This is a genomic window from Kocuria sp. WN036 (assembly GCF_002287015.1).
Lineage (GTDB): Bacteria > Actinomycetota > Actinomycetes > Actinomycetales > Micrococcaceae > Kocuria > Kocuria rosea.
In genome coordinates, this window is sequence record NZ_NSKF01000002.1 from 195,560 (window position 1) to 219,302 (window position 23,743).

The window sequence follows — 23,743 nt, forward strand, 5'->3', positions numbered from 1 at the left end:
CTACGGTGCCACGGCCGGGCGGAGGGAGGTGCCGGTGTCCTCCCGCACGTACGCCTCGATCTCCCGCCCGGCGTCCCCGAACCAGGGCGCCGACTCCTCGTAGTCGGACCACCCGTCGGTCAGGACGGCGACGACGTAGTCGTGCCCGCCGAGCTCGACGATCCCGGCGTCGTGCGAGACGTCCACCAGCAGGCCGGTCTTGTGCGCGAAGCCGACGTCCGGGGAGAAGCCCGAAGAGAGGGCGTAGTCGAGGTGCTGCTCCTCGAGGAACCCCATGAGCAGGACGGTGGAGGGGCCGGAGAGCAGCTCGCCGCGGCGCAGGCGCTCCAGGAGGGCGGCGACGTCCGCGGGAGTGGTGGTCATCGCGACGACGTCCTGCGAGCCGGTGTCGGGGTCGAAGGTCGTGGCCGTGAAGCCCTGCCCGTGGGCGAAGGCCTCGACCTGCTCCCACCCGAGCCACTGGCCCAGCGCCGCACCGGAGGCGTTGTCCGACCAGCTGATCATCACGTCGAGGGCCTGCTCGACCGTGAGGCCCAGTCCCGGAACGACGTCCGAGAGGGCGAGAGCGCCCCGGTCGGCCCGGTCGAGGACCGCATGGGCCAGGAAGAGCTTGTAGAGGCTCGCGCTCGTGAACGGACGGTCCGCGTTGCGGGCCACGACCTCCCCGCCCTCCGGGTCGAGGAGCACGACCCCGAGCTCCCCGGGCACCCCTGCGGCGAGCTCCTCCAGGTCCGCCGCCAGGCCCGCGGCGGCCTCGGCCGTCGGGGCGGCGACCGGTACGGCCCCGTCCCCGTCCCCGCCGCAGGCGCCGAGGAGGAGGGCGAGGGCGAGGCCCAGCGCCGCGGCGCGGCCGAATCGGGCCCCTCGACAGCTCGTGCGCACGGTGCGCCTTTCGTTCCCGGACGGACGGGGACGCGGGCGGTTCGCCCCGGCGGCAGGCGCCGGTCCCGTTCCCGACCGTACCGGCGCCGTCCTGGATTTCCGCTGAGCATCTTCCGTCAATCCTGTCCCCTCTGTTGCACCGGTTTGGAAAGCGTGCTTACCTTTGATGCTCATGCAGAACCACGGAGGAGGGGTCATGACAGCAGCTGCGGGCGAGAGCTGGTGGCGCAGGACGCTGGCGATCGGGTTCCTGTCCGTCGCCGCCCTGGGACTCGCGGGGTGCGACGACCCCGGGTCCGGCGGCGAGGAGGGCACGGAGCAGGAGGCCCCCGCCGGAGGCGAGGAGACCGCCGAGGACGAGGCCACGGACGCCACCGAGGAGGAGAACACGACCGGGCCCATCAGCCCCACGGAGGGCGAGGGGCCCATGGAACAGGATGACGAGCAGGACGACGGCTGATCCGGCGGCTCCCTGGCCCGCGGCACCGGGGCTGCCGCGCCCCCACCTGATGGACCAGCGCTGGGAGGACGCCGTCTTCCTGCACTGGCGGATCCCCGTGTCCGCCGCGGCGGCGCAGATGCCGCCGGGCGTCCGGGCGGACGTGGTCGACGGCTCCGCCTGGGCGGGCCTCGTCGGCTTCCGGATGGAGCGGATCAGGCTCGGCGCCGCGGTGCCCCTGCCGTGGTGGGGAAGCTTTCCCGAGATCAACGTGCGCCTCTACTCCCGCGAGCCGGACGGCACGCGCGCCGTGGTGTTCCTGTCCCTCGACGCGCCACGGCTCGCGGTCGTCCTCGGCGCCCGCGCCGCCGGCCTGCCCTACGTGTGGTCGCAGTGCCGGGCCGCCGCCCCCGACGGGGCGGATCCCTCTTACGGGTACGACGTCGTCCGGCGCCGCGGACGGACGACGTCCTCCTTCGCCGTGCACCCGGACCGCGCTGCCCGCGCCGACGACGAGCTGTCGCTGGAGCTCACCGCGCGGTTCGGTCTGCACAGCCGGTTCGCCGGCCGCACGGTGCACGTCCCCGTCTCGCACGAGCCGTGGCCGCTGCACCCCGCGGCGGTCGCGCACCTCGAGGACGGCCTGCTGGCCGCGGCCGGTCTCGACGTCGACGGGCCGCCCGAGTCCGTGCTGTTCTCACCGGGCGTCCGGACCCGGATCGGGCGGCCCCGGACGGTGCACGGCTCCTGATCCGCCGGCCCGGCACCGTCCGCCGGACCGCACCTGCCCGCGCACCGTCCGCGGCCGTCCGGGGACTCCGTCCCCCGGATCGTGCCGCCCGGCGCCCGACAGCCCCACAAGAGTGGGCAGGCCCGGAGCGCGCGGGAGGTCCAGGATGGAACCAACTCCCGCAGGAGCGACCGGGGGGACTCCGGTCGAGGTCGCTCCCGGAGCCGCTCACCGCCGGGACCGTTCCACCGGGGGAGCCGCACGCGAAAGGCCCGCCGTGACCACTCCGCTCGTTCCCGAGCTGCCCCAGCTGCCGGACTTCTCCGGCCGGTCCTCGACCGAGCCGGGGGCCGCCCGCCCCGGTCGCGCGTTCGAGCCCGCGGCCACGGGCGCCCTGCTCCTGCTCCTCGCGCTGACCGTGGTCCTGGCCGTCCTCGTCCGCGCCGTGCCTCTGGGGCCGCTGCTCACGGTGGTGCTCCTGCTGCTCGTGTCCGTCGGTGCGCTCGCGCTCGGCGCCCGGGGCGGTGGCGGCGCCCTCCCGGCGGAGCCGCCGGAGGACCCCGCCGACGGGACACCGGAGACGCAGGGGGTCTACTACTACGACCGGCACGGCCGCCCCGTCCCCATCGACGACGCGTTCTGAGCGGCGCCCCGTCCGGCGCCTCCCGGTCCGGCCCGGTGTCCGGTGGCCGCAGTGGCACCGGCACCGTGTCCGAATCGTGTCCGTCATCTTCACGCACGGTGGCCGATGCACCCTGACCTGCGCCTACGTTGGTGACGTCGTACCAGACACGGGGCCCGGGGGCGTTCGGGGGAATGCGCCGCGGGCCGGCACCAGTCGCGAAGCGCTTCTCGCTTCTCCACCGGATGGGACAGAACCATGAGAAGAACCACCAGGGCAGTCACGGCCGCCGCCTTCGCGGCAGGAATCGGTCTCGTCGCCGCCGCACCGGCGCAGGCGATGGAGATCTACGAGATCAGCGACGCCACGCGGATCGCCGAGGGGGCGGCCGTCGAGGGCACCTACAAGGTCTCGTGCACGGCGGGGAGCAACATCTTCGTCTCCCTCAGCGTGACCCAGCGGGTCTCCGAGGGGCGGATCGCCAACGGCAGCTACTTCCAGCAGTGGGTCTGCGAGGGCGGCGAGGTCGAGCTGGACTACCAGGCCGTGGCCTTCAACATGGCCTTCGACGAGGGACCGGCCGTGCTCTCCGGGTTCATCCAGGAGTGCCAGGCGGAGTTCTGCGGGACCGGCACGAACCTGCCGCTGCAGGTCATCGAGATCGCCGACTAGCAGGAACGGTGGACGGGTCCGTCCCGGCGCCGGCGCCGGAACGGGCCCGTCCCGCGTCCCCGGCCGCGGAACTCTGCCCGAAAGTCCAGTGACCGGCACCACCCCCGGTCCTATAGTCGAAGTCATCGACCGCACATCTCTCCCCCCACGCCCCCCGCAGCGGCTCGACGCCCCCGCCGTACCCGTCCTCCAGGAGGAGATCCTCACGAGGCGGCCGGCGCGCGTCGACGTCGTGAGCGGCGCCGCCCCTGCCGTGAAGGGCTACCGCACGGTCTGCCGGGAGCTCCTCGAGCGGGCCGGGCTGTGAGCGCCCCCGCCGTCGAGCTGCGGCGCCCCGAGGGCCGGTGGCACCGCCACCGGGAGCCCGTCTGGGGCACTACCGTGACCGTCGACGTCCGCGCCGGCGAGGAGGGCCTGCCCCCCGAGCCCGCTGTGCAGCACGCCCTGGACACGGCCGTGGCCAACATGCGGTGGGTCGACGCCGTCTTCTCCACCTACCGCCCCGACTCGCTCGTGACGGCGCTCCGCTCCGGCCTGCTCGACGAGCGCCGGCTCAGCCGGTGGGACGCCGCCCAGGGCGCCCTCCTGGACGTGCTCCGGCGTTGCCGGGAGGCCCGGGAGCTGACCGACGGCTGCTTCGACCCGTGGGCCGTGCGCGGCGGCTTCGACCCCTCCGGCTACGTCACGGCGTGGGCCGCGGAGCGGATCGCCGACGACCTCGTCCGCGCCGGGTGCGCGAACGTCTGCGTGGAGGCCGGCGGGGACGTCGTGACCCGCGGGTCCGCCGGACCCGGGAGGCCCTGGACCGTGGGCATCCGCCACCCCGACGACGCCGGCGCGGTGACCTGGACCGTGCTGCCCGGCAACGGCGCGGTGTCGACCTCGAGCACCGCCGAGCGCCCGGCGCACGTCGTGGACCCGCGCACGGGACGGCCCGCCTCGGGCGCCCGGTCCGCGACGGTCGCCGGCCCGGACGCACGGCTCGCCGGCGTGCTGGCCACGGCCCTCGTGGTCGCCGGCCGGGGCGGGGCCCGCTGGTTCGCCGGCCTGGACGAGTGGTCCGCCTGGGGCGTCGATCCCGTCCCCGCGGACACGGCCTGGTCGGTCGGCCGGGAGCACCACCTGGCCCGCTGAGTCCGCCCGCGGCCCCGCCGGTGGCTAGGGTGGAGGCGGTGAGCACCCACCCCGACACCGCCCCGACCGCCGCCTCCGCCACCACCCGCACCGGCATGGTCCGGGTCCGGGGAGCCTCCGAGAACAACCTGCGCCACGTGGACGTGGACATCCCCCGCGACGCGATCGTCGCCTTCACCGGCGTCTCCGGGTCCGGGAAGTCCTCCCTGGCCTTCGGCACCATCTACGCCGAGGCGCAGCGGCGCTACCTCGAGTCCGTGGCACCGTACGCGCGGCGCCTGATCCAGCAGGGGCACAACCCCGCGGTCGAGGAGATCACCGGGCTGCCGCCCGCCGTGGCCCTGCAGCAGCGGCGCGGCGCGCCCAGCTCGCGCTCCACCGTGGGCACCCTCACCACGCTGTCCAACTCGATGCGCATGCTCTTCTCCCGGGCGGGCACCTACCCGGACTCCGCCGCGGGCAGCCTGGACTCGGACGCCTTCTCGCCCAACACCGCCGCCGGCGCGTGCCCCCGGTGCTCGGGCCTGGGCACCGTGCACGACGTCACCGAGCCCTCCCTGGTCCCGGACCCGGGGCTCAGCATCCGGGACGGGGCCGTCGCGGCGTGGCCCGGCGCGTGGCAGGGCAAGAACCTGCGCGACATCCTGAGCCACCTGGGCCACGACGTCGACGTCCCCTGGCGCGAGCTGCCGCGGGAGGAGCGCGACTGGATCCTGTTCACCGAGGAGCAGCCGGTCGTGGAGATCACCCCGCAGCGGGACCGGGTGGCGAAGCCGTACAAGGGCCGGTTCTGGAGCGCCAAGAGCTACGTCCTGCACACCCTGGCGGACTCCGCGAGCCAGCAGATGCGCGAGCGCGTCCTGCAGTACGTGGTGACCGGACCCTGCCCCGCGTGCGCCGGCAGCGGCCTGCGCCCCGAGGCGCTCGCCGTGACCTTCGCGGGCCGGAGCATCGCCGAGCTCAACCGGGCGTCCCTCGGCGAGCTGGCCGAGGTGGTCCGGCCCACCGCCGCCCTGGAGCACGCCGGGACCGCCTCCCGGGCGGTGTCCTCGGGGGAGCGCAGCGAGGCCGCGGTGACCATCGCCAAGGACCTGCTCGCCCGGCTGCAGGTGCTCCTGGATCTGGGGCTGGGCTACCTGAGCCTGGACCGTTCCACGCCCACGCTCTCCCCGGGGGAGATGCAGCGGCTGCGGATCGCCACCCAGCTGCGCTCCGGGCTCTTCGGCGTGGTCTACGTGCTCGACGAGCCCTCGGCCGGCCTGCACCCGGCCGACGCCGAGCCGCTGCTGGCCGTGCTCGAGGAGCTGAAGGCCTCCGGGAACTCGGTGTTCGTGGTGGAGCACGACATGGCCGTGGTGCGGCGCTCCGACTGGGTCGTGGACGTGGGGCCCCAGGCCGGGGACCGCGGCGGCGCGGTGCTGTACAGCGGCCCCGTGCCCGGCCTGGCCGACGTGGCGGAGTCCGCCACGCGCCCCTTCCTGTTCCCGGACGGCCCCCCGCACGGCTCTTCCGACGGCTCGCCCGACGACCCTCCGGGCGGCACGACGGCGGAGCGCACGCCGCGCCCGGTCGAGCGGCGGCTGCGGCTGCGCGGCGTCACGCGCCACAACCTGGTGGACCTCGACGCGGAGATCCCCCTGGGCGTGCTCACCGCCGTCACCGGGGTCTCCGGCTCGGGCAAGTCCACGCTGGTCAGCCAGGTCCTGGCCGAGACGGTCGGCCGGCACGTGCACGGCGGGGCGGCGCCCGCCGACGCCGAGGACGACGCCGCGCCCGCCGCCGGGGCACGGGTGGGTGCCGTCGAGGGCCTGGAGCACCTGGACCGGCTGATCCGGGTGGACCAGCGGCCCATCGGCCGGACCCCGCGCTCCAACCTGGCGACCTACACGGGGCTGTTCGACGCGGTCCGCAAGCTCTACGCCGCCACCGACGAGGCGCGGGCCCGCGGCTACGGGGCCGGGCGGTTCTCCTTCAACGTGACCGGCGGCCGGTGCGAGACGTGCCAGGGGGAGGGCTTCCTGGCCGTCGAGCTGCTGTTCCTGCCCGGCACCTACGGGCCCTGCCCCGACTGCCAGGGCGCCCGCTACAACCCCGAGACCCTCGAGGTGACCCACCGGGGCCGGAGCATCGCCGACGTCCTGGGCATGCGCGTGGAGACCGCCGCGGAGTTCCTCGCGGACGTCCCGGCCGCCGCGCGCAGCCTGCGCACCCTGCTCGACGTGGGGCTCGGCTACCTGCGGCTCGGCCAGCCGGCCACCGAGCTCTCCGGGGGCGAGGCGCAGCGGATCAAGCTGGCCACCGAGCTGCAGCGGGCCCGCCGCGGCCACACCCTGTACCTCCTGGACGAGCCCACCACCGGCCTGCACCCGCAGGACGTGCAGCTGCTGCTGCGCCAGCTCAACCGCCTGGTGGACGCCGGCAACACCGTGGTGGTGGTGGAGCACGCCATGGACGTGGTGGCGTCCTCGGACTGGGTGATCGACATGGGCCCGTCGGGCGGCGAGGCCGGCGGGCGGATCGTGTGCGCCGGCACCCCGGCCGAGGTCGCCGCGTGCCCGGCCAGCCGCACGGCGCCCTACCTGGCCGCAGCGCTGGCCTGACAGGCCGCGGCCCCGCGCGCCGGGAGGCGGGCGGGGCCGAGGTCAGCGGCCACGGATCAGTTCTGCCGCTGGTCCTTCTCGTCGGCGCCGAGGAAGCCGCCGGCCTTCTCCTGGGCCTGGTCCACCTGGCCCTCGTACTTGTTGCCGGTGCGCTCGTCGACGGCGTCGCCGCCCCGGTCGATGCCCTGCTGCACCTTGTCCGGGTGCTGGTCCGCAAGGTCCTTCGCCTTGTCCGCGAATCCTCCCATGTCCACCATGATCGTTCCTCTCGTCGAACGGTTCCGGCGGGCGCCGCCCACCGGAGGTACCCCTCCATCCTGGTCCCCGGACGGGGCCCCTGGCCACCCCGCGCCGAGATTGCGGCTGGCGGCGACGCAGCCGGGCGCGGTGGCCGTCAGCTGCGACCTCGCGGGTCGGTCCCGGTCCCGGTCCGGATCAGGTGCAGCCGGCGGTGCAGGTCACGCACCGCCGGCGCCAGTTCGGGGCAGGGGCCGTCCACGGGCACCCCCGGGGCCACCTGGGTGATCGGCAGCGCCGCGACGGGGGCGGGCGGGGCGCCGAGCTCGTCCAGCCACCGGCCGAGCTGCGCCGAGGAGGAGGCGTGGACGATGCGGCCCAGCCCCACCCAGGCGTGGGCCGCCGAGCACATGGGGCAGTGCTCGCCCGAGGTGTAGACCGTGGCTGCGGAGCGTTGCTCCGGGGTCAGGTGGGCGGCCGCCCACCGGGCGATCTCGAACTCGGGGTGGCGGGTCGCGTCACCGCCGGCCACCCGGTTGCGGTCCTCGAACAGGACCTCCCCCCGCGCCGAGACCAGCACCGAGCCGAACGGCTCGTCCCCGGCGTCGAGGGCCTCGCGGGCCAGCTCCACGCAGCGTCGCAGGTGTCCGCGGTCGGTCTCCGAGATGCCCATGGGCCCAGCCTACGGGCGGGGGCGCAGGCTCACAGGAACGCGCGGGCGGGCGGGCGCCTGCGGGAGAGGTCCCGGGCCACCGGACGGTAGGCCAGGACCAGCAGCAGCAGGGCGACCGGCACCAGGAAGGAGAACCCCGCGGCCAGGTAGCCGACCGTCCCGGTCACGCCGCCCAGGAAGAACAGGCCCACGAGGGTGGTCAGGACCCGCAGCTTCCTGCGGTCCGCCCGGACCGGTTCCGGACCCGGTGTGCGGTGGGGGTAGAGCATCCTGCCGAGCTCGATCGCGATGTCGGTGACCATCCCGGTGACGTGGGTGGTGCGCACGGGGATGTCGGCGACCTTGCTGAGGAGCGCGTTCTGCATCCCCATGGTGAAGCACAGGACGGCGACGGGCACGAGGCCGCGGTGGTCGTCCTCGACGGCCTCGGCGGTCAGGCTGAACACCAGGATCAGCGCGCCCTCGAAGGCGAGCACGTTCGCGAACCGGCACCCGAGCCCGCGCCGCCGGCCCCAGGTGAAGAGCAGCGAGCACCAGATGCCGCCGAGCACGAACGCGCCCAGTCCCACCGCGCCGAGGGACAGCAGCTCCACGTCCCCGTCCACGAGGTGGTCGGCCATGGTCGCGGTCAGGCCGGTCATGTGGGAGGTGTAGAGCGCCACGGCCACGAAGCCCGCAGAGTTGAGCATGCCGGCCACGAGGATCAGCAGGCAGGCCAGGTGGAGGTCGTAACGGGGGCTCCGGCGGGGCCCCGAGACCCGGGACAGGTAGCCGGTGACGGGTGTGGCCATGCGCTCAGCCTAGGAACGGCGCGGCCCGGGTCCAGCAGACCATCGGCCAGATCAGGCGGTGTTCTCCGTCACGTCGACGACCCCCTCGAGCACCTCCACCACCACGGCGCGCGCCCGCGCCTCGGCCTCGGCCGCGTTTCCGGAGGCGACGGCGGCGGCCGTGGCCTCGTGGTCCTCGAGCGCGCCGGGGTCCGGGGAGCGGGGCATGAGCCCGAGCGCCGTGCGGCCGGAGAGCACCTCGGCCACCACGTCCTGCAGGGCGGCCAGCATCGGGTTGCCGCTCGCCTCCAGCAGCAGCGCGTGGTAGGCGGTGTCCACCTCCAGGTACTCGGGGTCGGTGCCGCGGCGTGCCTCGCCGAGCTCCCGCAGCCGGGCGGCGAGCTCCACCAGGCGCCGCCGGGTGGGCCCGTCGGCCCGGACCGCGGCCAGCCGGGCGGCCACGGGCTCGATGGCGGTCCGCAGCTCGGTCAGGCTCCGCAGCTGCTCGTCGCGCCCCGGGCCGCCGAGCCGCCACCGGATCAGCCGGGGGTCGAACGGGTTCCAGTCCCGCGGCGGGCGGACGGTGACGCCCACCCGCCGCCGGGACTCCACCATCCCCATGGACTCGAGCACGCGCACCACCTCCCGCACGAGCGTGCGGGAGACCCCGAACTCCTCCTCGAGGGCCGCGAGCGTCAGGACCGTTCCCGGCGCCCGCGCCCCGGAGGCGATGCTCTCGCCGAGCCGGTCCAGCACCCCGCTGTGCTGCTCCACCCCGTGCATGGACGCTCCGTCCGTCATGTGCGGCGCGGTCGCGCCCACCCTGTTGCCAAAAGTATGATCTTTCTGTCAGCCTAGCGTGTGTCGTGGCTCACGACGAGACCCCAGGGCCTGCCCGCAGGCACGAGATCAACGGAGAAACTCAGTGGAAGACTGGACACAGACCCTCGGCACCGCGCCGCTGCTGGCAATCGCGGCAGCCGCCATCGCACTGATCCTGGTCCTGGTGATCAAGTTCAAGCTGCACGCCTTCCTCACCTTGATCCTGGTGGCGCTGCTGACGGCATTCGCCACGGGCATCCCCACGGGGATGATCGTGGACACCGCGGTCACCGCCTTCGGCGGCACGCTCGGCTCGGTGGCCCTGCTCATCGGCCTCGGCGCCATGCTCGGCAAGCTCGTGGAGCACAGCGGCGGCGCCCGGGTGCTCGCGGACAAGCTCGTGGACATCTTCGGCGAGAAGCGCGCGCCCTTCGGTCTCGGCATCGCCTCCCTGATCATGGGCTTCCCGATCTTCTTCGACGCCGGCCTCGTGGTCATGCTGCCGATCATCTTCGCCGTCGCCCGCCGGGTGAGCGGCAACAACGTGCTCCTGTACGGCATCCCCGCCGCCGGTGCGTTCTCGGTCATGCACGTCTTCGTGCCGCCGCACCCCGGTCCCGTGGCCGCCACGGAGCTCTACGGCGCCGACCTCGGCATGGTCCTGCTCATCGGCCTGCTGCTGGCGTTCCCGCTCTGGTACGTCTCCGCGTACCTCTGGGGCAAGCGCGTGGGCACCAAGTACGTCCTCCCCGTCCCGGGCTTCTTCGGCGACGTCGACGACGACCAGCCCGCCAACCCGCCGCGGGTCGGCACCATCATCGCCCTGCTGCTGCTGCCCCTGGTGCTCATCTTCATGAACACCGGCCTGGACTTCCTGCGCGCCGCCGGCGCCGTCTCCGAGGACGCCGAGTGGTTCCAGGTGCTCTCCGCCCTCGGCGAGTCCCCGGTCGCCCTGCTGATCTCGGTCCTCGTGGCCCTGTTCGTCCTCGGCACCCGCCGCGGCGAGCACGGCACCGCCCTGGAGAAGGTCATCGACTCCTCCCTGGGCCCGGTCGCCTCTGTCATCCTCATCACCGGCGCCGGCGGCATGTTCGGCGGCATCCTGCGCGCCTCCGGCATCGGTGACGCGCTGGCGTCCTCGCTGGACGGCATCGGGCTGCCCGTCATCTTCGCGGCCTACATCATCGCCGTGGTCCTGCGCCTGGCCCAGGGCTCGGCCACCGTGGCCCTTGTCACCGCCGCCGGGCTCATGGCACCGGCCGTGGCCGCGGGCAACTTCAACTCCGTGGAGGTCGCGGCCGTGGTCCTGGCCACCGCCGCCGGCTCGGTCTTCGCCGGGCACGTCAACGACTCCGGCTTCTGGCTCGTGGGCCGGCTCATGGGCATGGACGTCAAGACCACGCTGAAGACCTGGACGGTCCAGCAGGCCCTCGAGTCCGTCCTCGGCTTCGCCGTCGTCCTCGTCATCTTCTATATCGCCTGAGGCCCCGGATGCGCAACGTCTTCGACATCACCGGCCGGCTCGCCCTCGTCACCGGCTCCTCCCGGGGGCTGGGGCGGGCCCTGGCCACGGGCCTCGCCGAGGCGGGGGCCCGCGTGGTCCTGCACGGGCGCGACGCCGACGCCCTCGCCCGGGTGCGCGACGAGATCGCCGCCGGCACGGGCACCGCCCCGGTCACGGCGGCCTTCGACCTCACCGACGCCGAGGCCGTCCGGACGGGGATCGACGCGGTCCTCGCCGAGCACGGCGTCCCGGACATCCTGGTGAACAACGCCGGGATCCAGCGCCGCGCCCCGTTCGCCGAGTTCGCGGCCCAGGACTGGGAGGACATCGTCGCGGCGAACCTCTCGAGCGTGTTCCACGTGTCCCGGGCCGTGGTCCCCGGCATGCAGGAGCGCGGCTCGGGCAAGATCGTCAACATCGGCTCCGTGCAGTCGGTGCTCGCCCGGCAGACCATCGCCCCGTACTCGGCCACCAAGGGCGGGGTGGTCATGCTCACCAAGGGCATGGCCGCGGACCTCGCCCGGCACAACATCCAGGTCAACGCGATCTCGCCCGGGTACTTCGCCACCGAGATGAACCAGGCGCTGATCGAGGACGAGGCGTTCAACCACTGGGTGGTCGAGCGCACCCCGGCCCGGCGCTGGGGGCAGGTCGAGGAGCTCGTGGGCACGCTGGTCTACCTGTGCTCGGACGCCTCCAGCTTCGTCTCGGGGCACAACGTCCTGGTCGACGGCGGCATGACCTCCGTCCTCTGACCCGGGTCCGCCGCACCACCCGCAGTCCCACCCGGCACGCGCCGCACCGCGGCGCCCGGGGACGCACCAGGAAGAGAGCTCATGAAGGCCATCGTGATCCACGGCAAGGACGACCTGCGCGTCGAGGAGGTGCCCACCCCGGAGCCCACCGAGGGGCAGGTCCGGCTCCGGATCGCCTACGGCGGGGTGTGCGGGTCGGACCTGCACTACTGGGCCGAGGGCGCCAACGGCGAGTACGTGGTCCGGGAGCCCCTCGTGCCCGGGCACGAGGTCTCCGGGACGGTGGACCTGGACCCCGCCGGCGAGCTCGCCCCCGGCACCCCGGTGACGGTCCACCCGGCCACGTTCGGCACGCCCCAGCCCGGGATCGAGGACCGGCGCCACCTGTGGCCCGGCGGGGCCTACCTGGGCAGCGCCTCCACCCGGCCGCACACCCAGGGCGGGATGAGCGAGTACCTGCTGGTCCGCCGGGACATGGTCCGGGTGCTCCCGGCCGGCCTGCCGCTGCGCCGGGCCGCGCTCGCCGAGCCGCTGGCCGTGGCCCTTCACGGGCTCACCGTGGCCGGGGACGTGACCGGCCGGCGCGTGCTCGTCTCCGGGTCCGGGCCGATCGGCCTGCTCACGGCCGCGGCGGCCCTGGCCCGGGGCGCGGCCGAGGTCGTGGCCACCGACGTCCTCGAGGGCCCGCTCGAGCGGGCCCGGGCGCTCGGCGTGCACGGCACCGTCCGGGTGGGGGCCGAGCAGATCCCGTCCGGGGCGTTCGACGTGGTGCTCGAGTGCTCCGGCGTGCCCGCGGCCGTGAGCCCCGCGCTGGTGGGCGCCCGCCGCGGCGGCGTCGTCGTCCAGGTGGGGATGGTGCCGGACGAGGCGCGGCCCGTGAACCTGGCCCCGCTGGTCTCCAAGGAGCTCCAGCTGCGCGGGTCCTTCCGGTTCGACGACGAGATCGACGAGGCGATCGGGCTGCTCGCCGACCGTCCCGGGATCGAGGACGTGGTCACGCACGAGTTCCCCGCCGACCGCGCCGTGGAGGCCTTCGCCACGGCCCGCGACTCCGCGGTCTCCGGCAAGGTCCTGGTGTCCCTGGCCCCCGGGGAGCCACGCTGATGCCGGGGCCGGCCGGCACCGGGCACCCGGATCCCGTGGTGGTGGGCGTCGACATCGGCACCACGAGCACCAAGGCCGTGACCTTCGCCGTGGGCGGTGAGCAGCTCGCCGCCGCCTCGGCAGGCTACCCCCTGGAAGAGCCGCACCCTGGCCACGCCGTGCAGGACCCCGAGCTGATCCTGCAGGCGGTGCTGGACACCGTCCGCGCGGTGGTCGGGGAGGTCGGGGCGGAGCGCGTGGCGGGTCTGTCCTTCAGCGCCGCGATGCACAGCCTGCTCGGGCTCTCGCCCGAGGGCGAGCCCCTCACCCCGCTCGTCACCTGGGCGGACACCCGGGCCAGCGTCCAGGCGGAACGGTTGCGCGCGAGCGCGGGCGGCCTCGCCCTGCACCGGCGCACGGGCACCCCGGTGCACCCCATGTCGCCGCTGCCCAAGCTCGTGTGGTTCCACGACCAGGAGCCCAAGCTGTGCGAGCGCGTCGCCTTCTGGGCCGGCATCAAGGAGTTCGTGCTGCTGCGGCTGTGCGACGCGCTCGTGGTGGACCACTCGGTGGCCTCGGCCACCGGTCTGATGAACATCCACGAGCTGGCCTGGGACGGCGAGGCCCTCGCCCACGCCGGGATCCTGCCCGAGCAGCTGCCCGAGCTGGTGCCCACCACCCACGTCCTGCCCGGGCTCACGGACGAGGGCGCCCGGGCCACGGGGCTGCCCGCCACCGTGCCTGTGGTGGTGGGGGCCAGCGACGGCCCGCTGGCCAACCTCGGCCTGGGCGCGGTCCGGCCTGGGGTGGCGGCCTGCTCGATCGGCACGAGCGGCGCGCTGCGCGTCGTCGTCGACCGTCCCGTGGTGGACCCGCTGGGACGGGTCTTCTGCTACGCCCTGACCCCGGGGCGCTGGGTGGTCGGCGGGGCGATCAACAACGGCGGCGTGGTCCTGGGCTGGGCCGGGGACGCCCTCGCCCCCGACCTGGGGGAGGAGCCGGAGGAGGAGCTGCTCGCGCTCGCGGGGAGCGTCCCGGCCGGGTCCGGGGGGCTGCTCATGCTGCCCTACCTGCTGAGCGAGCGCGCCCCGCACTGGAGCTCCCTGCCCAAGGGCGCCTACGTGGGGCTGACCCGCGCCCACCGCCGCGCACACCTGGTGCGCGCGGCCCTGGAGGGGGTGTGCCAGCAGCTCGGCCTGGTCCTGCAGTCGATGCGCTCGGCCGGTCTGGCCGTGGAGCAGATCCGCGCCACCGGCGGCTTCGCCCGCAGCCCGCTGTGGCGGCAGCTGCTCGCCGACGTCCTCGGCACGGACATCTCCTTCGCCTCGGGCCACGAGGGCTCCGGGTTCGGCGCCGCGCTGCTCGGGATGCAGGCGCTCGGGCTGATCGAGTCCGTCGACGTGGCCGCGGACCTGGTGGAGGTCGAGTCCGTGGTGCGCCCGGACCCCGCCGACGCCGCGGTCCACGCGTCCCTGCAGCCGGTGTTCGAGCAGCTCTACGAGGCCCTCGTGCCCACCTTCACGTCCCTGCGCCGGCTGGCGCCCGCCCTGCCGCTCGAGCGCGACTGACCCTCCCGGCGGCTCCGACCCGGCCGTGTCGACCGGGCCGTGCCCGCCGGCGCCCCGTGACGATTCCGTGCACGCTCCGGAGGGCGCACCGGCGGGCCCGCGTGGGAGAATGGACCTGTTCTGCGGCGCCTGCGGGCCCGAGCGGCCCCGCACCGCGGATCGCCGGTGCCGAGGGGGCCCGCGATGATCTCGAGAACGGACGTGGAAGAACTCCACCGGCAGGTCCGTGGCCCGGTCCTGCTGCCGGACGAGGCCGGCTTCGCGCAGGAGGTCGCCGGCTTCAACCTGGCCGCCGTCCACCACCCGGACGCGGTGGCGGGCGTGACCGACGCCGCCGACGTGGTGGCCGTGATGCGGTGGGCCGCCGCCCACCACGAGCCCGTGGGGGTGCAGTCCACGGGCCACGGCGCGGACCAGCCCATGGAGGGCGGAGTGCTCGTCACGACCCACCGGATGCAGGAGATCGAGGTCGACCCCCGCCGCCGGACCGCGCGGATCGGCGCCGGCGTGCGGTGGCGCCGCGTGATCGACGCGGTCGCGCCCCACGGCCTCGCGGTCCTCACCGGTTCGGCCAGCGACGCCGGGGCGGTCGGCTACACCCTGGGCGGCGGGCTGCCGGTGCTCGGGCGGATCTTCGGCTTCGCCGCCGACCACCTGCTGGGCCTCGAGGTGGTGACCCCCGACGGGCGGCTGCGCCACGTGGACGCCCGGCACGAGCCGGAGCTGTTCGCCCTGCTGCGCGGGGGCAAGGGCAACCTGGGCCTCGTCACCGCGATGACCATGGGCCTCGTCCCCCTGGAGGAGCTCTACGGCGGCGGGATCTTCTACCCCGGCACCGACGCCCAGGAGGTGCTGAGCGCGTTCAGCCGGTGGGCGCCCACCCTGCCGGAGCGCGCCTCGACGTCCGTGGCCCTGCGCTGGATGCCGCACGACCCGACCGTCCCCGAGCAGCTGCACAAGCGGATGCTCGTGCACCTGCGCTTCTGCTGGGCCGGCCCGGAGGAGGAGGGCGCCCGGGTCCTCGCGCCGATGCGGGCGGTCTCCCGGCCGGTCCTGGACCTGGTGGGGCCCATGGACTACCGGGACATCGACCAGGTGCACATGGACGCCACCGAGCCGGGCCTCTACGTGCTCACCGGGGAGTTCCTGCGGGAGTTCGACGCCGCCGCGGTCATGACGCTGCTGCAGAGCGCCGGGCCCGGCAGCCGGTGCCCGCTGCCGGAGGTGGGGATCCGGCTGATGGGCGGAGCCTTCGCCCGGACCGACGGCGTCGAGGACGCGGTCTCGGGGCGGGACGCGGCGTTCTTCCTGGAGCTCATCGGCTGGCTCGCGCCCCACGTGGCCGCGGCGACGCCCCCGGCGCTGGCCGAGATCCTGCAGGCCATGGCCCCGTGGTCCACGGGCCGGGCCTTCGTGAACATGCACGGGGTTCCGGGCGGGGAGACCGAGCACGCCCGGGCGTGGTCCGAGGAGGTATACGCCCGTCTGGTCCGGGCCAAGGCGCTCTACGACCCGGACAACCTGCTGCGCTTCCAGCACGTGGTCGGCCAGGAGCGCCGGCCTCCCGGCCTCGGCCAGCCGGCGGACAGCTCCGCGTGATGGACTGGCGGCAGCACCGCGGCGCTCCCGCGCGCGGTGACCACTCTCGGAAGGAGACGTGATGGTGAACTTCAAGGGGCTCACGGCCAAGGCCAAGCAGCTCGCCCAGCGCAACCCGGACAAGGTCGACAAGGTCCTCGACCAGGCCGGCAGCTTCGTGGACAAGCGCACCGGGCGCAAGTACGAGCGCCACGTGGACACGGTCCAGCAGAAGGCCCGCCAGTTCCTCGGCGGGGGCCGCGCCCCCGGCGACCGGACCTCCGGCGGCCCGGCGACCGGCGGCCCGACCACGGGCGGCCCCGCCGCCGGCGAGCGCCCGGACGGGCAGCCGGGGGGACCGGCCGGGACCGATCGCCCCGGTGACGTGCCCGGCCACGAGGGCCCCCGCCACTGACGGTTCCCGGGTCCCGGGAACGGAGCGGACCCCGCCCGCCGCGCCTCGAGCGCACGGCGGGCGGGGTCCGTCGTCGTCCGGCGGAGGGCCGTCCCGCCGGGGGCGGGTGCGGCTACCGGGCGAGGAAGTCCAGCAGCGCCTCGTTGACCTCCGCGCCGTGGGTCCAGAGCAGCCCGTGCGGGGCGCCCTCGATCTCGACGTACTCCGCCTGCGGGAGGGCCTGGTGGAACTGCCGGCCGGTGGCGTCGATGGGCAGGATGTTGTCCGCGGTGCCGTGCACGATCAGGGCCGGCACGTCGATCTTGGGGATGTCGGCCCGGAAGTCGGTCAGCCAGGCGGGCTGGGCGGCCACCGACGCCACGGCCCCGGAGCGGGCGGCGATGTTCCGGCAGGCGTCCACGACCTCCTGGCTCAGCCGGTCCGTGCCCAGGAACGTGTCCGTGTTGAAGAAGTTGCCGAAGAACTCGGCGAAGAACGCGTAGCGGTCGGCGGTCACGGCCGCGGCCAGGCCGTCGAAGACGTCCTGGGGCACGCCCGTGGGGTTGTCCTCGGTCTGCAGCAGGTACGGCTCGAGCGAGCCCAGGAAGGCCGCCTTGGCCACCCGCGAGGATCCGTAGGTCCCGAGGTAGCGCCCCACCTCCCCGGTCCCCATGGAGAAGCCCACCAGGACCACGTCGTTCAGGTCGAGGGTGCTCAGGACGGTGTCGAGGTCGGCGGCGAAGGTGTCGTAGTCGTAACCCGTCGTCGGCCGGCTCGAGCGGCCGAAGCCGCGGCGGTCGTAGGTGATCACGCGATAGCCGGCCCCGAGCAGGGCGGCGGTCTGCTTCTCCCAGGACGAGCCGTCCAGGGGGTACCCGTGGATGAGGACGACGGGCTGACCGCTGCCGTGGTCCTCGTAGTACAGCTCGATGTCGGTGCTGTTCTCGGTGCCGACGGTGATGTGACCCATGGAGGCTCTTCCTCTCGCTGGTGCGACCTCTCGCTGGTGCGACAGATGCAGAGAACGGCCGTTCCCTGCGCAGAAGCCTAGGGAAGGGTCGTTCTCCGCGCGAGGCCGGGGCGGTGCGCACCAGCGCTCGTTCCCAGGGCTGCGCCGCTCAGGGCACCAGGGACGCGTAGACCACGTAGTTGTCGTCGAACTCCCCGGTGGCCGGGTCGAAGCCGTCGCAGGTGATCAGCCGCAGCTCGGACCCCTCCGTGTTGCCGTAGACCTCGAGGGTGGGGAAGTCGTCCTTGCCGTACTGCTCCCCGCGGTCGACGGCGAAGACCGCCGTGGACCCGTCCTCCCGGGCCACCTCGATCGTGTCGCCGGGTTCCAGGGCGCGCAGCCCGGCGAAGACCCCGGGGCCGCCGCCCGTGGCGTTGACGTGGCCCAGCAGCACGGCCGGGCCACGCTCGCCGGGGGTGGGGGACCCGGTGTACCAGCTCGCAGGGGAGCCGGGCCCCTCGGGCGGGACCTCGAGCGAGCCGTCCTCGCGCAGGCCCAGGCGCAGCAGCTCGGACTCGGTGCCGGTGGCCGGGACGGACAGGGAGACCGGCTCCGACGCGCCCAGGACCGCGGGGCCGTCCGCGGGTCCGTCCGCCGGGGCGGTCGGCCGCCCCGCCGCGGACGGGGCCGATCCCGCGCCCGAGGGCGCCGAGGTGCTCGACGGCGAGGCGGCGCTCGAGGCCGCCGGCGGGGTGCTGCCGGCAGCCGGCGCGGCGCCGTCGTCGGACGCGGCGCAGCCGGTGGCGAGCAGGACGGCGGTCGCCGCGGAGGCCAGCAGGCCTCCGCGACGACCGGTGGTCGATCCCGTCACAGCAGGAACCGTCCCGTCGGATCAGCCGCGCGCGGCGCGACGGCGCAGGGCCCACGCGGCGCCGGCCGCGGCGGCCAGGACGCCGCCGCCGAGAGCCGCGGTCTGGGCGGTGGACCCCGTCTCCTGGGCCACGCCGGTGTCGGCGCCGCCCTCCGGCATCGCGCCCATCTGCGAGGCGGTCAGCGTGCCGCACGCGGCCGGGAGGGTCGCGGCCGCGGGCAGCGCCGGGTCGAGGTCGCTCATCTTCTCGGCGGCCGCGGCGGGCATCTTCGCCGGGTCCACGCCGTGGACCACGACGACCGCGGTGCCGTTCTGCAGGGACTCGGCGGTGGCCTCGTCCAGCTGCAGGGTCCGCTCGTAGGTGTACGCGGAGCCGCCCGGGAAGCGCTCCACGGCCAGGCCGGAGTCGGGGCTGGTGTCGCCCTCGGTGGTCAGCGAGGTGCCGATCATGCCGTAGAACGGGTGGCCCTCGGTGGTGTTGACCACGCCGTCGCCGTCCGCGTCCGCCTCCGGGCCCGGGCAGGTTCCCTGGCCGTGGATGTGGATGTGCTGGGCGTGCGGGAACGGGCCGTCCATGAACGTCTCGGCCGCGCCGCTCACGTTCATCGTGACGGTGGCCTCGGTGCCGTGGACGTCGACCATGACGTCACCGGTGGTGCCGGAGTTGTTCAGGGTGCTCAGCGCCGCCTGGGCGGACCACATGTCGGAGTCGTGGGCGGCGGCGGGCGCGGCGGCCATGGTGAGCGCGCCGAGGGCCAGGGTGGGGACTGTGAGGAGCATGGACTTGCGCATCAGATTCTCTCCTGTGTCGTACCGGGGGGTCGTGCCGTGTGCGCACTTTCGGTGTGCGCACGGACAGTTCGGCGCCGGAACGGGTCCGGACGGGTGCGGGGGCAGAAAAGTTTCCGGCGCGCCGGAACGGCGCGCGGACCCGTCCGGTGCCGGCCCCGCGACGAACAACGGTCATGGAGACGACGAGTGTGTCGATGGCATCACATCGACCCGGTGTGGCAAGGTGCAATGCGACACTGCTCCCGCCCGGACCCCGGGCGGGGTGCCGCTCTCCGAGGGAACAGCGAGACCGCGTGAGCACAGGACCGACCGGCCGGAGCGGGAGAGCCGGGGCACCGGTCCCCGCTCCCGGGCGGACCGAACAACAGGTCGAGCTGCTGCGCCGCGTGGCGGGCGGTGACGAGGACGCCTTCGCCGAGCTGTACGACGCGACGTCGTCCACGGTCCACGGCCTGGTGCTGCGGCTGCTCCGCTCCCCCGAGCTCGCCGCGGAGGTGGTCCAGGAGGTCTACCTGATGGCCTGGCAGCAGGCGGAGCGCTTCGACGCCGGCCGCGGCACGGTCCTGGCGTGGTTGTGCACCATGGCCCACCGCCGCGCGGTGGACCGGATCCGGCAGAGCCAGCGGGAGCGGGACCGGGACCAGCAGTACGAGGTCCGGCGGGCCGAGACGCCCTCCGACTCCACCTGGAGCGAGGTGGAGCAGTCCCTGGACTCCGAGGAGGTGCGGGCCGAGCTCGGCGGGCTCAGCCCGCTCCAGCGGGAGGCCGTCTGCCTGGTCTACTACCGGGGGTACAGTCACCGACAGGTCGCGGAGCACCTGGACGTCCCGCTGGGCACGGCGAAGGCCAGGATCCGCGACGGACTCACCAATCTGAGATCGGCACTGGGGGTGCGGCAGTGAAGGACATCCAGGGGGACGACCGGGCCGGCGATGTCCACGCCGACGCGGCGCTCTACGCCGTGGACGCCCTCGAGCCCGGCGAGCGCGCCGCGTACGAGCTCCATCTGCGCGGCTGCGCCGCCTGCCGGGAGGAGGTGGCCGCGTTCGGGGAGGTCGGGGCGCACCTCGCCGCCGCCGTGGCCGAGCCGCCGCCGGCGGCGCTGCGCAGGGACGTCCTCGCGGCCGTGCGCGGGACGCCCCAGGAGCGGCGGCCGGAGGAACGGGCCGAGGACCGGGCCGGGGACGCGCCCGTGTCCCTGGCCCAGCGGCGCCCGCCCCGGCGCCGCTGGCTGGCCGCCGCCGCGGCCGCCGTGCTCCTGCCCGGTGCGGCCCTGGGCGGCTGGGCCGTGGGCACGCAGGCCGAGCAGCGGGAGCAGCAGCTCGTGGCCCAGGAGCAGGACCGGCAGAACCGGCTGCTGAGCGCCCCGGACGTCACCACCCGCCAGCTCGACGTGGACGGCCGCCCGGCCACCCTGGTGGTCTCCGCGCAGGCGGACGCGGCGCTGTTCGTCGCCTCCGACCTCGCCGGACCGGGGGAGGGCCGGGAGTACCAGCTGTGGCTCGTGCAGGACGAGACCCCGGTGCCGGACGTGCGCTTCGGCGGCGGACAGGTGCAGGTCTGGCTGGACGGCGACATCGACCGGGCCGGGGCGGTGGCCATGACCGTGGAGCCCGCCGGCGGCTCCGAGACGCCCACCCTGCCGGTGCTGGCCGCCGCGGAGATCTGAGCGCGGCTCCTGCCAGAATGAGTTCATGACCGAGGCAGAACCTTCCGGCGGCGGCGCGGCCCGGGCGGCCCCGGCACGCCCGTCGTGAGGCCCCGGCCGGGCGGGAGGCGCCGGCACCCCCTGCGGTGGGTGCTGTCCCGGGAGCTGGTCCTCGACTGGCTGCGCTCGTTCCGCACCAGCCGCAGCGCCCTGCACTTCCGGCTCCGGAACCGCTTCTCGGACGCGCCCGTGCGGGGGGACGCGCCCGTGGTCGTGAGCCTCACGTCCTACGGGAGCCGGATCCGGGCGGTGCACCTGGCCGTCGAGTCGATGGTGCACGGCACCGTGCGCCCGCAGCGGCTGATCCTGTGGCTGCGCGAGGCCGACGTCGTGGCGGACCCGCCCGCGCCGCTGGCCCGGCTGGTGCGCCGGGGCCTCGAGCTGAGGTGCACCGAGGACTGGGGCCCCCACCAGAAGTACTACCCCTACGTCCGGTCCCGGGCGCGGCACGAGCTGCCGCTGGTCATCGCGGACGACGACGTGCTCTACGGCCCGGCGTGGCTCGAGGAGCTGCTCGCGGTCCACGCGCGGCACCCGCACGACGTGGTCGCCCACCGCACCCACCGGATCCGCCTCGGCGGAGGACGGATCCTGCCCTACGCGACGTGGAGCCCCGGCGCCCCGGCGGGAGCGTCCGTCCGCACCTTCGCCACGGGCACCTCCGGCGTGCTCTACCCGCCGCACCTGCTCGACGCCCTGCGCGAGCTCGGCACCGCGTTCACCGCGTGCGCGCCGATGGCCGACGACGTGTGGCTGCACGCCGTCGCCCTGCGCCACGGGACCGGCGTCCGGCCCGTCCGGGACGGCCGCACCGCCTACCGGCCCATCCCCAGGACGCTCTTCCGGGGTCTCAGCACCCGCAATGTCCTGCGCGGAGGCAACGACATGCAGATCGCAGCCACGTATTCGGCCTCGGACGTGGAAGAGTTGGAGCGTGCACGGGTGGCCGAGGGCCCCTGAGCACGTGGACGGGCGGTTCCCCCGCTTCCCGTCCGCCGGCCGTCCCCCCACGGCCGCTGTCCGCGCTCCCATCCCCCCAGGAGTTCCCATGCCGAAGAACTACCGCCGCCCGGACTCGCCGGACCACGTCGCAGCCGACGTGCCGGCGCGCGCAGCAGGGCACTCGATCGTCTTCGACTCGCCGGCCGAACTGGCCGCCTACACCCGCCACGACCGCCTGTCCGCCGACGGGCCCCTCCTGCTCGCCCGCCGCGCCGGGTTCCACCCCGACGGGTCCTGGCCCTGCTCGGCGCTCGAGTCCGCCCAGAACGTCCTGGCCACCCGGGCGCGCACCATGATCGAGATCGAGCTGCGCACCACGGTCGACGGCCGGTGCGTGGTCCTGCACGAGGCCGTCATGGGGCACGGGAGCACCGGCGCCGGCCCGGTGAGCGAGCAGTCGGCCGACTACGTGCTCAGCCAGCACCTGGTGGACAACTACGGCGAGGTCACCCGGTTCCCCATCCGGGAGGCCGGCGAGTTCCTCACCTGGGCGGTGCTGGCCGGGGCGGTGCTGTGGCTCGACGTCAAGAACGTGACCCCGGAGGCCGTCGTCGAGCTCGTCCGCACGCACCGGGCCGAGGGCCAGGTGGTGGTGAGCGTGCACGGGATGACGGAGCTGGCCGTCTACCGCAGGATCGCCCCCGACCTCGTCTACTTCGTCCCGACCCACCCGGACGGCCTGCCCACGGTCGACGACGTCCGGCGGGAGGTGCCCGACCTCCGCCGGGTGATCGGCTTCGCCGGCCACTACGTCCCGGACATGGAGGAGAGCCTGCGGATGCGGAGCTGGAACGTGCCCATGCGCCTCGAGCTGCACCGCTACGACGAGAACCTGTCCGCCGACGCCCTGGACGTGCACTACTACCGCCGCGCGGTCGAGGCCGGCTTCGGGATCCTCTCCACCAGCCACTACCGCGAGGTGGCCGACCTCCTCGGCCTGTCCGCGTGGGCGCCGAAGAACGCTTCCGCCCGGGACGACCGAGGGCTGACCCGGCACTGATCCCGGGCGCTGCCGCCCTCGGCGGGGCGCCCGGGACCGTCCGTGCCGGGACTCAGTCGTCGCCCGGCGCGTCCTCGGGGGCGTCCCCCTCGGCCTGGGAGGGCTTGTTGTCGTCCGGGTCGACGGCCGACTGCACGCTCTGGTCCTCCGGCACGTCCCCCTCGGCCTGAGAGGGCTTGTTCCGGGCCGGGTCCGGGGTCGTCTCGCTCATGCCGCTCCTCGTGCGCTCAGCAGGGTGATGGTCCCGGCTCACGCTACGCCGGGCCCGGAGCCCCGACAAGAGGATCCCGCTACGCGGCCCGGCCGGCGCGGATCGCGGCGTAGAGCTGGGCGGGGATCAGCCCGGTCCGGTGGGCGCGCTCGACCGCGGCGAAGCCCTCCTCGGTCTCCTCGTACGGGAAGTGGATGAGGTCCGCCGCGAGCTCCCAGTGGTCGATCATCCCGCCGGCCCAGAGCTGGCAGATCGCCCACGGGGTGTCCGCGGAGAAGGCGGGGGCGTCCGGCAGGACGTACTCGTCGGCCGGCACGCGCCAGGCCTCGAGGCTGTCCAGGTCCGCCGCGAGGTCCTCGAGGGTGTCGTAGTGGCCCGCGCGGTCCGGGTCCACGGAGCCGTTCGGGTTGGCCAGCTCGACGTCGTAGCCGCCCTCGGCCGCGGCGAACACGGTGGTGGGCCCGGGCTCCCCGCCCACGCCGGCGTCGAGGGGCAGCTGGGACGGCAGCCACTCCCAGCCGTCGCCGAGCTGGTCCATCTCCAGGTCCCGGTAGGCCACCCAGCCGCGGGCGACGAGCAGCTCGTGGGCGTCGTCGTCCCAGGTGCCCTGGGCGGCGCCCTCGATGTCGACGGTGCGGGCGCCGGCCGCGGCGTGGAACTCCCGCCGCTGCTGCTTCTTCTTGGCGGCGGCCTTCTTGCGGGGCTTGCTCTTGGGCACGGATCCTCCTGACGGGCGGGGACGGGCGC

General features: G+C 74.7%; 27 protein-coding genes. 17 read left to right on the forward strand and 10 right to left on the reverse strand.

The window, feature by feature from the left end; all coding sequences use genetic code 11:
• Nucleotides 1-882 (reverse strand): serine hydrolase, encoded by an 882-nt coding sequence (locus CK505_RS02310; RefSeq protein ID WP_176475263.1) that lies wholly within the window; start codon nucleotides 880-882, stop codon nucleotides 1-3.
• Between the two features lie 196 nt (nucleotides 883-1,078).
• Here CK505_RS02310 and CK505_RS18360 point away from each other — a divergent pair, with 196 nt between their 5' ends.
• The 7 genes from CK505_RS18360 (at nucleotide 1,079) to CK505_RS02340 (ending at nucleotide 7,079) form a co-directional block, all read left to right on the forward strand.
• The gene (locus CK505_RS18360; RefSeq protein WP_109244484.1) at nucleotides 1,079-1,342 is read left to right on the forward strand and encodes a hypothetical protein; all 264 of its coding nucleotides are present in this window, start codon (nucleotides 1,079-1,081) and stop codon (nucleotides 1,340-1,342) included.
• Nucleotides 1,343-1,391: 49 nt separating this feature from the next.
• Nucleotides 1,392-2,072, forward strand: coding sequence for a YqjF family protein (locus CK505_RS02315; RefSeq protein WP_095650073.1), 681 nt, complete (start codon nucleotides 1,392-1,394; stop codon nucleotides 2,070-2,072).
• 256 nt (nucleotides 2,073-2,328) lie between these two features.
• Nucleotides 2,329-2,694, forward strand: coding sequence for a hypothetical protein (locus CK505_RS02320; protein ID WP_095650074.1), 366 nt, complete (start codon nucleotides 2,329-2,331; stop codon nucleotides 2,692-2,694).
• Between the two features lie 237 nt (nucleotides 2,695-2,931).
• Entirely contained in the window at nucleotides 2,932-3,345 is a 414-nt protein-coding gene (locus tag CK505_RS02325; RefSeq protein WP_126349613.1) for a hypothetical protein, read from the forward strand.
• An 88-nt stretch (nucleotides 3,346-3,433) separates the two neighbouring features.
• Entirely contained in the window at nucleotides 3,434-3,652 is a 219-nt protein-coding gene (locus CK505_RS02330; protein WP_095650075.1) for a hypothetical protein, read from the forward strand.
• Nucleotides 3,649-4,479 carry an FAD:protein FMN transferase gene (locus CK505_RS02335; protein WP_095650076.1) on the forward strand — a complete coding sequence of 277 codons (831 nt, stop codon included), beginning with the start codon at nucleotides 3,649-3,651 and terminating at the stop codon, nucleotides 4,477-4,479. The genes CK505_RS02330 and CK505_RS02335 overlap by 4 nt, the downstream gene beginning before the upstream one ends.
• Nucleotides 4,480-4,574: 95 nt before the next feature.
• A complete protein-coding gene (locus CK505_RS02340; RefSeq protein WP_095650152.1) occupies nucleotides 4,575-7,079 on the forward strand; it encodes an excinuclease ABC subunit UvrA in 2,505 nt (834 codons plus the stop codon).
• A 56-nt stretch (nucleotides 7,080-7,135) separates the two neighbouring features.
• Here CK505_RS02340 and CK505_RS02345 read toward each other — a convergent pair whose 3' ends face one another.
• The 4 genes from CK505_RS02345 to CK505_RS02360 all read right to left on the reverse strand — a co-directional run bounded on the left by CK505_RS02345 (nucleotide 7,136) and on the right by CK505_RS02360 (nucleotide 9,560).
• The gene (locus CK505_RS02345; protein WP_095650077.1) at nucleotides 7,136-7,336 is read right to left on the reverse strand and encodes an antitoxin; all 201 of its coding nucleotides are present in this window, start codon (nucleotides 7,334-7,336) and stop codon (nucleotides 7,136-7,138) included.
• Nucleotides 7,337-7,473: 137 nt separating this feature from the next.
• The gene (locus CK505_RS02350; RefSeq protein ID WP_095650078.1) at nucleotides 7,474-7,989 is read right to left on the reverse strand and encodes a nucleoside deaminase; all 516 of its coding nucleotides are present in this window, start codon (nucleotides 7,987-7,989) and stop codon (nucleotides 7,474-7,476) included.
• 29 nt (nucleotides 7,990-8,018) lie between these two features.
• Complete coding sequence (locus CK505_RS02355; RefSeq protein ID WP_017835012.1) at nucleotides 8,019-8,780, reverse strand: YoaK family protein; 762 nt, start codon at nucleotides 8,778-8,780, stop codon at nucleotides 8,019-8,021.
• 51 nt (nucleotides 8,781-8,831) lie between these two features.
• Nucleotides 8,832-9,560: a FadR/GntR family transcriptional regulator gene (locus tag CK505_RS02360; protein ID WP_051063850.1), complete on the reverse strand. Its 729-nt coding sequence runs from the start codon at nucleotides 9,558-9,560 to the stop codon at nucleotides 8,832-8,834.
• A gap of 124 nt (nucleotides 9,561-9,684) precedes the next feature.
• On the opposite strand from CK505_RS02360, the gene CK505_RS02365 reads away from it, so the two are divergent.
• The 6 genes from CK505_RS02365 (at nucleotide 9,685) to CK505_RS02390 (ending at nucleotide 16,484) form a co-directional block, all read left to right on the forward strand.
• Nucleotides 9,685-11,064 carry a GntP family permease gene (locus CK505_RS02365; RefSeq protein ID WP_095650079.1) on the forward strand — a complete coding sequence of 460 codons (1,380 nt, stop codon included), beginning with the start codon at nucleotides 9,685-9,687 and terminating at the stop codon, nucleotides 11,062-11,064.
• 8 nt (nucleotides 11,065-11,072) lie between these two features.
• The gene (locus tag CK505_RS02370) at nucleotides 11,073-11,840 is read left to right on the forward strand and encodes a glucose 1-dehydrogenase (protein ID WP_017835009.1); all 768 of its coding nucleotides are present in this window, start codon (nucleotides 11,073-11,075) and stop codon (nucleotides 11,838-11,840) included.
• A gap of 81 nt (nucleotides 11,841-11,921) precedes the next feature.
• Nucleotides 11,922-12,944 (forward strand): zinc-binding dehydrogenase, encoded by a 1,023-nt coding sequence (locus CK505_RS02375; protein WP_095650080.1) that lies wholly within the window; start codon nucleotides 11,922-11,924, stop codon nucleotides 12,942-12,944.
• Nucleotides 12,944-14,491, forward strand: a complete 1,548-nt coding sequence (locus CK505_RS02380; RefSeq protein ID WP_095650081.1) for a gluconokinase — start codon at nucleotides 12,944-12,946, stop codon at nucleotides 14,489-14,491. The genes CK505_RS02375 and CK505_RS02380 overlap by 1 nt, the downstream gene beginning before the upstream one ends.
• Nucleotides 14,492-14,674: 183 nt before the next feature.
• Entirely contained in the window at nucleotides 14,675-16,090 is a 1,416-nt protein-coding gene (locus tag CK505_RS02385) for an FAD-binding oxidoreductase (protein ID WP_255250863.1), read from the forward strand.
• A gap of 61 nt (nucleotides 16,091-16,151) precedes the next feature.
• The gene (locus CK505_RS02390; protein WP_095650083.1) at nucleotides 16,152-16,484 is read left to right on the forward strand and encodes an antitoxin; all 333 of its coding nucleotides are present in this window, start codon (nucleotides 16,152-16,154) and stop codon (nucleotides 16,482-16,484) included.
• 112 nt (nucleotides 16,485-16,596) lie between these two features.
• Here CK505_RS02390 and CK505_RS02395 read toward each other — a convergent pair whose 3' ends face one another.
• The 3 genes from CK505_RS02395 to CK505_RS02405 form a co-directional block, all read right to left on the reverse strand.
• Complete coding sequence (locus CK505_RS02395; protein WP_017835004.1) at nucleotides 16,597-17,433, reverse strand: alpha/beta fold hydrolase; 837 nt, start codon at nucleotides 17,431-17,433, stop codon at nucleotides 16,597-16,599.
• A gap of 148 nt (nucleotides 17,434-17,581) precedes the next feature.
• Entirely contained in the window at nucleotides 17,582-18,283 is a 702-nt protein-coding gene (locus CK505_RS02400) for a class F sortase (protein WP_095650084.1), read from the reverse strand.
• 21 nt (nucleotides 18,284-18,304) lie between these two features.
• Nucleotides 18,305-19,075 (reverse strand): hypothetical protein, encoded by a 771-nt coding sequence (locus CK505_RS02405; protein WP_095650085.1) that lies wholly within the window; start codon nucleotides 19,073-19,075, stop codon nucleotides 18,305-18,307.
• A gap of 293 nt (nucleotides 19,076-19,368) precedes the next feature.
• On the opposite strand from CK505_RS02405, the gene sigK reads away from it, so the two are divergent.
• The 4 genes from sigK (at nucleotide 19,369) to CK505_RS02425 (ending at nucleotide 22,785) form a co-directional block, all read left to right on the forward strand.
• A complete protein-coding gene (sigK, locus tag CK505_RS02410; protein ID WP_095650086.1) occupies nucleotides 19,369-19,977 on the forward strand; it encodes an ECF RNA polymerase sigma factor SigK in 609 nt (202 codons plus the stop codon).
• Nucleotides 19,974-20,744, forward strand: a complete 771-nt coding sequence (locus CK505_RS02415) for an anti-sigma factor (RefSeq protein WP_176475264.1) — start codon at nucleotides 19,974-19,976, stop codon at nucleotides 20,742-20,744. The genes sigK and CK505_RS02415 overlap by 4 nt, the downstream gene beginning before the upstream one ends.
• Nucleotides 20,745-20,873: 129 nt before the next feature.
• The gene (locus CK505_RS02420; RefSeq protein WP_095650088.1) at nucleotides 20,874-21,743 is read left to right on the forward strand and encodes a glycosyltransferase; all 870 of its coding nucleotides are present in this window, start codon (nucleotides 20,874-20,876) and stop codon (nucleotides 21,741-21,743) included.
• Between the two features lie 88 nt (nucleotides 21,744-21,831).
• On the forward strand, nucleotides 21,832-22,785 hold the full coding sequence (locus CK505_RS02425) for a hypothetical protein (RefSeq protein ID WP_095650089.1): 954 nt from the start codon (nucleotides 21,832-21,834) through the stop codon (nucleotides 22,783-22,785).
• Nucleotides 22,786-22,837: 52 nt separating this feature from the next.
• Here CK505_RS02425 and CK505_RS18365 read toward each other — a convergent pair whose 3' ends face one another.
• Both CK505_RS18365 and CK505_RS02430 read right to left on the reverse strand, forming a co-directional pair.
• Nucleotides 22,838-22,996 (reverse strand): hypothetical protein, encoded by a 159-nt coding sequence (locus tag CK505_RS18365; RefSeq protein ID WP_154676755.1) that lies wholly within the window; start codon nucleotides 22,994-22,996, stop codon nucleotides 22,838-22,840.
• A gap of 79 nt (nucleotides 22,997-23,075) precedes the next feature.
• Nucleotides 23,076-23,714, reverse strand: a complete 639-nt coding sequence (locus tag CK505_RS02430; RefSeq protein ID WP_035924460.1) for a hypothetical protein — start codon at nucleotides 23,712-23,714, stop codon at nucleotides 23,076-23,078.
• Nucleotides 23,715-23,743: the final 29 nt, after the last annotated feature.

What these genes read in the sequence shown, in the direction of transcription:
- CK505_RS18360 (WP_109244484.1), top strand. Translation starts at nt 1,079, where the DNA reads ATGACAGCAGCTGCGGGCGAGAGCTGGTGGCGCAGGACGCTGGCGATC.
- CK505_RS02315 (WP_095650073.1), top strand. Translation starts at nt 1,392, where the DNA reads ATGGACCAGCGCTGGGAGGACGCCGTCTTCCTGCACTGGCGGATCCCC.
- CK505_RS02325 (WP_126349613.1), top strand. Translation starts at nt 2,932, where the DNA reads ATGAGAAGAACCACCAGGGCAGTCACGGCCGCCGCCTTCGCGGCAGGA.
- CK505_RS02340 (WP_095650152.1), top strand. Translation starts at nt 4,575, where the DNA reads ATGGTCCGGGTCCGGGGAGCCTCCGAGAACAACCTGCGCCACGTGGAC.
- CK505_RS02345 (WP_095650077.1), bottom strand. Translation starts at nt 7,336, where the DNA reads ATGGTGGACATGGGAGGATTCGCGGACAAGGCGAAGGACCTTGCGGAC.
- CK505_RS02350 (WP_095650078.1), bottom strand. Translation starts at nt 7,989, where the DNA reads ATGGGCATCTCGGAGACCGACCGCGGACACCTGCGACGCTGCGTGGAG.
- CK505_RS02355 (WP_017835012.1), bottom strand. Translation starts at nt 8,780, where the DNA reads ATGGCCACACCCGTCACCGGCTACCTGTCCCGGGTCTCGGGGCCCCGC.
- CK505_RS02360 (WP_051063850.1), bottom strand. Translation starts at nt 9,560, where the DNA reads ATGACGGACGGAGCGTCCATGCACGGGGTGGAGCAGCACAGCGGGGTG.
- CK505_RS02370 (WP_017835009.1), top strand. Translation starts at nt 11,073, where the DNA reads ATGCGCAACGTCTTCGACATCACCGGCCGGCTCGCCCTCGTCACCGGC.
- CK505_RS02375 (WP_095650080.1), top strand. Translation starts at nt 11,922, where the DNA reads ATGAAGGCCATCGTGATCCACGGCAAGGACGACCTGCGCGTCGAGGAG.
- CK505_RS02380 (WP_095650081.1), top strand. Translation starts at nt 12,944, where the DNA reads ATGCCGGGGCCGGCCGGCACCGGGCACCCGGATCCCGTGGTGGTGGGC.
- CK505_RS02385 (WP_255250863.1), top strand. Translation starts at nt 14,675, where the DNA reads ATGATCTCGAGAACGGACGTGGAAGAACTCCACCGGCAGGTCCGTGGC.
- CK505_RS02390 (WP_095650083.1), top strand. Translation starts at nt 16,152, where the DNA reads ATGGTGAACTTCAAGGGGCTCACGGCCAAGGCCAAGCAGCTCGCCCAG.
- CK505_RS02395 (WP_017835004.1), bottom strand. Translation starts at nt 17,433, where the DNA reads ATGGGTCACATCACCGTCGGCACCGAGAACAGCACCGACATCGAGCTG.
- CK505_RS02405 (WP_095650085.1), bottom strand. Translation starts at nt 19,075, where the DNA reads ATGCGCAAGTCCATGCTCCTCACAGTCCCCACCCTGGCCCTCGGCGCG.
- CK505_RS02425 (WP_095650089.1), top strand. Translation starts at nt 21,832, where the DNA reads ATGCCGAAGAACTACCGCCGCCCGGACTCGCCGGACCACGTCGCAGCC.
- CK505_RS18365 (WP_154676755.1), bottom strand. Translation starts at nt 22,996, where the DNA reads ATGAGCGAGACGACCCCGGACCCGGCCCGGAACAAGCCCTCTCAGGCC.